The sequence below is a fragment of the Planobispora rosea genome (assembly GCF_014648175.1).
Taxonomy (GTDB): Bacteria; Actinomycetota; Actinomycetes; order Streptosporangiales; family Streptosporangiaceae; genus Planobispora; species Planobispora rosea.
Genome location: NZ_BMQP01000050.1, coordinates 58,155 through 64,154 on the forward strand (window position 1 = coordinate 58,155; position 6,000 = coordinate 64,154).

Below are 6,000 nucleotides of genomic sequence, written 5' to 3' on the forward strand. Positions count from 1 at the left end.
CTTCGCCTGTCCTTGCGCCTGTCGCCGCCTCTGAGCCCGCCCCCGGCCCTGAACGCGCCCCCGGCCCTGAGTCCGCCCCTGCGCCTGCTCCTGCTCCTGCACCCGCCCCCGCGTCGGCCTCTTCGCCGGCCCTTTCGCCCGTCGCTTGGCCCGATGAGTGCCCATCCGTCCCCCCGATCGACGTACGGCCTGCATACCCAGAGCGACAGTCCAGTCACATTCCGGACACGGTTATCCACAGGCGGGGACCCGGATCTCTTCACCCGGCGGCTCGAAACGCTAATGTCTGCGCCATGGTCACTCGCGCGGACGTCGGTGTCATCGGCGGCTCAGGTTTCTACTCCCTGCTCGACGACGCCACGGAGGTCGAGCTCTCCACACCGTACGGTCCGCCCAGTGACGTCATCACCGTCGGGCGCGTCGGGTCGCGTTCGGTGGCCTTCATCCCCCGCCACGGGCGCGACCACCGCTTCCCTCCGCACCGCATCCCCTACCGCGCCAACCTCTGGGCCCTGCGTTCCCTCGGGGTCCGCCAGGTCCTCGCCCCCAGCGCCGTGGGCTCGCTCCGTCCGGAGCTGGGACCCGGTGCTCTGGTCGTCCCCGACCAGATCGTCGACCGCACCTCCGGCCGCGTGCAGACCTACTACGACGCCGGCGGTGTCGTCCACGTCTCCTTCGCCGACCCCTACTGCCCCTCGGGCCGTGCCGCGGCCGTGTCGGCCGCCGAGTCCGCGGGCTGGTCGGTGGCCGACGGCGGCACGCTCGTGGTCATCGAGGGCCCTCGCTTCTCCACCCGGGCCGAGTCCCGCTGGTTCACCGCGAACGGCTGGACGATCGTCGGAATGACCGGCTTCCCCGAGTCCGTCCTGGCCCGCGAACTGGCCATGTGCTACACGTCGCTGTCCCTGGTCACCGACCACGACGCCGGGGTCGAGGCCGGCGAGGGGGTCACCCACGAGGAGGTCCTGGCCTTCTTCTCCGCCAACGTCACCCGGATGCGCTCGCTGGTCACCGACCTCATCGTCGGCCTCCCGCAGGAGCGCACCTGCCCCTGCGGCCAGACGCTCGACGGCCTGAAGCTCCCCTTCGAGCTCCCCCGATAGCCCTCCCGGGCCGCATGGTCCGGCTGGTGTCCATCCCGGGTTCCGCGCCACCCGGCTCCTTGTCCCTGGAGTCAGTCATGCGCGTTTTCCGTCCTCGCCCCGAACCTCCCCGCCCCGGATTCCCCCGCCTCGGTCTCTCCCGTCCGGGCCCCGGTCGTCCCGGGACCGGCTTTTCTGGAGCCGTTCATCCCGGAATCAGCCTTCCGGGAATCATTCGTCCTGAAACTGGCCTTCCGGGAATCGGTCGCCCCGGGCCCACCCGTTCCGGATCCACTCATCCCGGATTTCCCGGTTCCGGGTCTTCCCGCTCGGATCTTCTCCATCCCGGGCACCCTCGCTCCGGCTTCCTTTCTTCTCGCTTCCCTCGCTCCGGCTTCGCAGGTTCCGGCTTCCCTCGTTCCGGATTCCTCCGGCCCGGCTTCCTGCGCCGCCGCCATCGGGTGCTCGCCGCCGCCCTGGCGGCCCTGGCCGTGACGTGTGCCATGACCGGGCTGCGGCCGGACACCGCGTCGGTGACCGTGCTCGCGGCGGCCCGCGACCTTCCCGGCGGCGTCCTGGCCGCCACCGACGTACGGCCGGTCGCCCTGCGGCCCGGCACGGCCCCCGACGGCGCCCTGCGTCCGGGCACGCCGATCGCCGGGCGGATCCTGGCCGGTCCCGCGCGCCGGGGCGAGCCCCTCACCGACGTCCGTCTCCTCGGCCCGGGACTGCTGACCGCGCACCGTCCCGGGACCGTCGCCACCCCCATCCGGGTCGCCGACCCCGAGAGCGCCCGCCTGCTGTCCCCCGGCGACATCGTGAACGTCCTGGCCGCTCCCACCGGCTGGGACGGCCCCGCCGCCTCCGGCGCCACGACGGTGGCCGAGAACGTCCCGGTCGTCGCCCTCCCGGCGAGCGAGTCCGGCGGTGGAGCGCTGATCGTGCTGGCCACCACTCCCGAGCAGGCGGTCGGACTGGCCTCCGCTCAGGCCGGCGGGAAGCTGTCGATCACCATCTCCACACCCAGGTAATAACCCGGCCGGGGCCGGGTAATGAGAGCTTCGCCGTACCGGCGAAACCCTGTGATCGACCAGAAACCCCCTGTGAGGAGTGGCTCATGTTGAGCGGATTCAAGAAGTTCCTGCTCCGGGGCAACGTGCTTGAGCTCGCCGTAGCGGTGATCATCGGCACCGCCTTCAACGCCATCGTGCAGTCGCTCGTCAAGGACGTCTTCGCCCCGCTGCTCGCGGCGATCGGCGGCCAGCCGCACTTTGAGAAACTGGTACTCAAAGTGGGCTCCGGTGAGATCAAGTACGGCGTGTTCCTCAACGCCGTGTTCTCGTTCCTGATCGTGGCGGCGGTCATCTACTTCTTCGTCATCACCCCGTATGAGAAGCTCACCGCCCGGTTCTCCTCGCCGGAGGAGACGACCCTGCGCGAGTGCCCGGAGTGCCTCTCCGAAATCCCCAAGGCCGCCGTCCGCTGCTCCCACTGCACCGCCCAGGTCGCCCCGCTGACAGAGCCGACGTCCGAGACTCACTGACCGCCGGAACCGTACGGAGAAATCGCGGGGACGGCTCTTCCGGGCCTCTTCCGAACCTTTTCCGGACCGCTCGAAGCCGTCCCGGACGGTCCGGCCGGTCGGCCTCGTCCGGGACTGCCGGGGGCCACGCTAGAGCAGGGATCCCAGCTTCGGGTCGTACTCCCAGTGCCAGGGCTCGAAAGGACTGACGTAAGCCCACTGGGGGTGGATCCAGCCGAACTTCTTGCCGTTCGCCTCAAGCCAGTTGAACTGCGGCGACCGGAAGTTCTGCACGCCCCCGCACAGGTCGACGGCGAGCCCCAGGCCGTGGTTGCTGCGTCCGGGGATGGCGGCCAGGCCCGGACGGCGATAGTAGACCGACTGCTGCTCGGCCAGGCTCCGATAGCTGTCCGTCACGCACATGTGCCTGCCGAACCGTTTGCGGTAGGCCTCGTTCAGGCTGATGAACGCGATCGCCGCGTCCGCCCGGAGTTCGTGCCCCCGCTGCTGGAGCGGGCAGAGGTAGAGCTTGGGGATCAACCCGTTGGGGAAGTCCCCGGTCAGGGTCGCCCTCGTCGGGTTGCATCCGTTCGCCGCCTGCCCGGATTTGTCGATCTTCACGCCCAGCTTCACGAGAGCCTGGGTCAGCGTTTTGACGATCTTGTCCGAGCGGGCCTTGAGCGTCTCGATCTCGGCGTTCATCTGGGCCTCGGCCAGCAGGTTGTCCGCCCGCAGTTCCTGGGCCTGCGCCGCGACCCGCTCCCGCTCCGCCTGCAGGCGGCTGCTCTCCTGAAGCACCTGGTTCCGCTGGGCCACGATGTGGGTCGTGCTCGCCATGGCCCTCAGCGCGGAGGTGTCACCGTTCCCGGCCAGGAAACTCTCCAGGCCGTTGCTGCCCGACTGCTGGTAGAGCACGCCGACGATCTCCGAGAGCGGCTGCCGTACCTGGGCGAAGGCCCTCTCCGCCTCCTGCAGTTCCCGGAGCTTTCCGGTGAGCTCCCTCTCCGAGGCCTGAATCTCGGCGCGCCGCTCCTCCAGTGCCCTGGTCGCGACCTCAAGGTCCTTGGACGCCTTCTCAGCCTCGCGCCGGAGTTCGGTGAGACTGCCCGGATCCCGCATGACGGCGCCCTGCGTCTCCAGCGGCGACCGCTGGACCGCGGAAGCCCGAGCCTCCCCCGGCGGCGGCTGGGCGACGGCGGCCCCGGGAAAGAGGGAAGTCATCGTCGCGACGACGACGATCAGACTCGCTGATCGACGAGGTGGCACGTCTCGACCCCTCCGTTTGCAACTCGTGACCTGGGTCAGCCACGCACGTTACTACAGCTCACCACGTGCACGAGCCAGACTCCTCAGACCTGCTATGCACCGAAAGCACGATTTCGTGCTCATTTTCGGCAAGCCTTCTAGCGAGAACGCTCCAGGCACACCTCCCACAACCAGGTCCCCTTCCATTCCTCCGCGCAACTCAACTGGACGCTGATCTCCAGCCCGTCCGGCTTCTCCGCGGCCCGATCAGGCGCCTGACTCTCCCGGGGCTCCTCACCCCGCCCAGGCCGCCCCCCACCCGTCTCCGGCCGCCGCTCCCCCCGCGCCGCGCTCTCTCGCACCGCGCTCTCCCCGCCGGACCCTCCCCGCCCCCGGTGCCCCCCTCGCGCCTCCCCTGACTCCCCGGCCCTCGGCCCCAGAAGGACGGGCGCGGCCATGACGACCGGAGGCACCTTCCTCCGGTACATCTGGTCAGGTTGGAGGGGCGGCGGAGGAGGCACGAGCTTCGGCCCCGTCACCGCGACCCTGACGGGCATGATCGTGGCAGGCAACGTCACGACCGACCCCTCCCAGGACTCGGCATCCACAGCGTCCACCGTGCTCCGGCCCTGGGCCGACGTGGTTCCGGCTTCGTATCCGGCCAGCTCCGCAACGAAGAGGCTGCCGGCCAGAAGCATCGGAGCACACAACGCCACCCCGAGTGCAACAGGCCGCAGCGCCCGCCCTCTGATCCATTTCCGCTGCCCTTTGATCACGAAGCGTGACATTAGCCACCCCGACCCTCCGTCCACCCATCCGCTTGCCATCCCTTTGTCACAGCTCAGCGAACCGATGACCCGCAGTTCCCCCTCCCACACCCCCCGATCGCACACACACTCCCCGTTTTTCGCTACTCTTACTGGTACGCCCTTGCCTCCGTAGCTCAGGGGATAGAGCACCGCTCTCCTAAAGCGGGTGTCGCATGTTCGAATCATGCCGGGGGCACCATCGTGACCTTGTCATCCACTGCCCGACCTGGGGATCCTCCCCGGCACGGCGTGCGTCCCCCTGCAGCTGTAGACCGCCATGAGCGGCCCCGACGTAGGCCACCACGAGCGGCCCTGACTCACTGGTCGCGGTCTATTCAAGGGATGATCTTTGAGTTGCCCTGCCAGGTCAAACCGGGGAAGAAGCCTCAGCCTGTCAGAGCAGGAAGCTGTTCAACCGGTTCAACTCTCGAATCTCAGTCGTCGGCGGCGACCAGGAGCGCCAAGGTGCCGGCGACGCGATCGATGAGAACCAACTCGTGGAAGTCGATGTGGACCCCGCCCCAGTCGTGGAACGCCTCACGGTCGAGATCCTCCAGCCGGTATCTCTCGATGGCTTCTGCGAGTAGCGGATGAACCTCGTTCTCCAGCCGAGCGGACAGGGCCGCAGGAAGCGGCCCGAACTGTTCCGCCCAGCCGCGCAGGATGGCGTTCGCACCCGCCTTGTCGATCCGTGTGAATGCGGCCGGGCTGATGTTCCGCAGCCAGTAGGAACCATGGCGAATCCCGTCAGGCTCGGCTCCCCCTCCGGCGTAGTCGTCCCGGTACTGCTCATGCCCGATCAGTTCCGCCAGCAGATGAGTGCCGTCGACGTCCGGGCGGGACAAGCCGAAGCGCTTGATATCAATCCAGCGGTATGCATGACGCTCGAAGTCGAAGTCGCGGAAGTTGATGAATAGATGATCTTGATACGCGAGCGTCCCCTGCATGTCTCAACGGTAAGAACAGCAAAATCATCGATTCGGCTGCTCCCTTCCGTTCCGGTGAAGGCCGGTCTTATATTCCCAGGGCCTTGGTGAATCTGCCCGTTGGCGCGCGATGGCTGCCCTTCGATGCACTTGGCGTAGACCCGAATGAGCACATCCACACCGTGCCCGACCCAATGGGCTACCTCAGTCGGCGGGACACCCGCGTTGAGCCGCAGAGAGACCGCTGCGTGCCTCAAGTCGTACCTCCAATGCTTCGGAGCCGCCCTGTTCTTGGCCACTACCGCACTGGTTCTCCTGTGGTGACGCAGGTGGGCGTGGATTGCCCACGCGGTCTTAGAGGGTGACTCATTTGGTGAGTCTGCGGTAGCAGATGAGTGCGGCGGCCAGGGCGACGA

5 protein-coding genes and 1 tRNA gene are annotated in these 6,000 nt (G+C 68.1%); 4 read left to right on the top strand and 2 right to left on the bottom strand.

Annotation, left to right across the window (positions count from 1 at the left end; all coding sequences use genetic code 11):
* Nucleotides 1-293: 293 nt before the first annotated feature.
* The 3 genes from IEZ08_RS33925 to mscL all read left to right on the top strand — a co-directional run bounded on the left by IEZ08_RS33925 (nucleotide 294) and on the right by mscL (nucleotide 2,625).
* On the top strand, nucleotides 294-1,103 hold the full coding sequence (locus tag IEZ08_RS33925; RefSeq protein WP_068927400.1) for an S-methyl-5'-thioadenosine phosphorylase: 810 nt from the start codon (nucleotides 294-296) through the stop codon (nucleotides 1,101-1,103).
* A 440-nt stretch (nucleotides 1,104-1,543) separates the two neighbouring features.
* A complete protein-coding gene (locus IEZ08_RS33930) occupies nucleotides 1,544-2,113 on the top strand; it encodes an RcpC/CpaB family pilus assembly protein (RefSeq protein WP_229803818.1) in 570 nt (189 codons plus the stop codon).
* Between the two features lie 86 nt (nucleotides 2,114-2,199).
* On the top strand, nucleotides 2,200-2,625 hold the full coding sequence (gene mscL, locus IEZ08_RS33935) for a large conductance mechanosensitive channel protein MscL (protein WP_189243813.1): 426 nt from the start codon (nucleotides 2,200-2,202) through the stop codon (nucleotides 2,623-2,625).
* Between the two features lie 129 nt (nucleotides 2,626-2,754).
* Here the strand turns inward: mscL and IEZ08_RS33940 are convergent, their stop codons facing one another.
* On the bottom strand, nucleotides 2,755-3,825 hold the full coding sequence (locus IEZ08_RS33940) for a M15 family metallopeptidase (protein ID WP_189243814.1): 1,071 nt from the start codon (nucleotides 3,823-3,825) through the stop codon (nucleotides 2,755-2,757).
* A 956-nt stretch (nucleotides 3,826-4,781) separates the two neighbouring features.
* On the opposite strand from IEZ08_RS33940, the gene IEZ08_RS33945 reads away from it, so the two are divergent.
* Nucleotides 4,782-4,857 (top strand) — tRNA-Arg (locus IEZ08_RS33945).
* Between the two features lie 235 nt (nucleotides 4,858-5,092).
* Here the strand turns inward: IEZ08_RS33945 and IEZ08_RS33950 are convergent.
* A complete protein-coding gene (locus tag IEZ08_RS33950) occupies nucleotides 5,093-5,605 on the bottom strand; it encodes a hypothetical protein (RefSeq protein WP_068927509.1) in 513 nt (170 codons plus the stop codon).
* Between the last annotated feature and the right edge of the window lie 395 nt (nucleotides 5,606-6,000).

Coding starts and splice junctions, on each gene's coding strand:
- IEZ08_RS33940 (WP_189243814.1), bottom strand. CDS start 3,825: ATGACTTCCCTCTTTCCCGGGGCCGCCGTCGCCCAGCCGCCGCCGGGG.
- mscL (WP_189243813.1), top strand. CDS start 2,200: ATGTTGAGCGGATTCAAGAAGTTCCTGCTCCGGGGCAACGTGCTTGAG.
- IEZ08_RS33925 (WP_068927400.1), top strand. CDS start 294: ATGGTCACTCGCGCGGACGTCGGTGTCATCGGCGGCTCAGGTTTCTAC.
- IEZ08_RS33950 (WP_068927509.1), bottom strand. CDS start 5,605: ATGCAGGGGACGCTCGCGTATCAAGATCATCTATTCATCAACTTCCGC.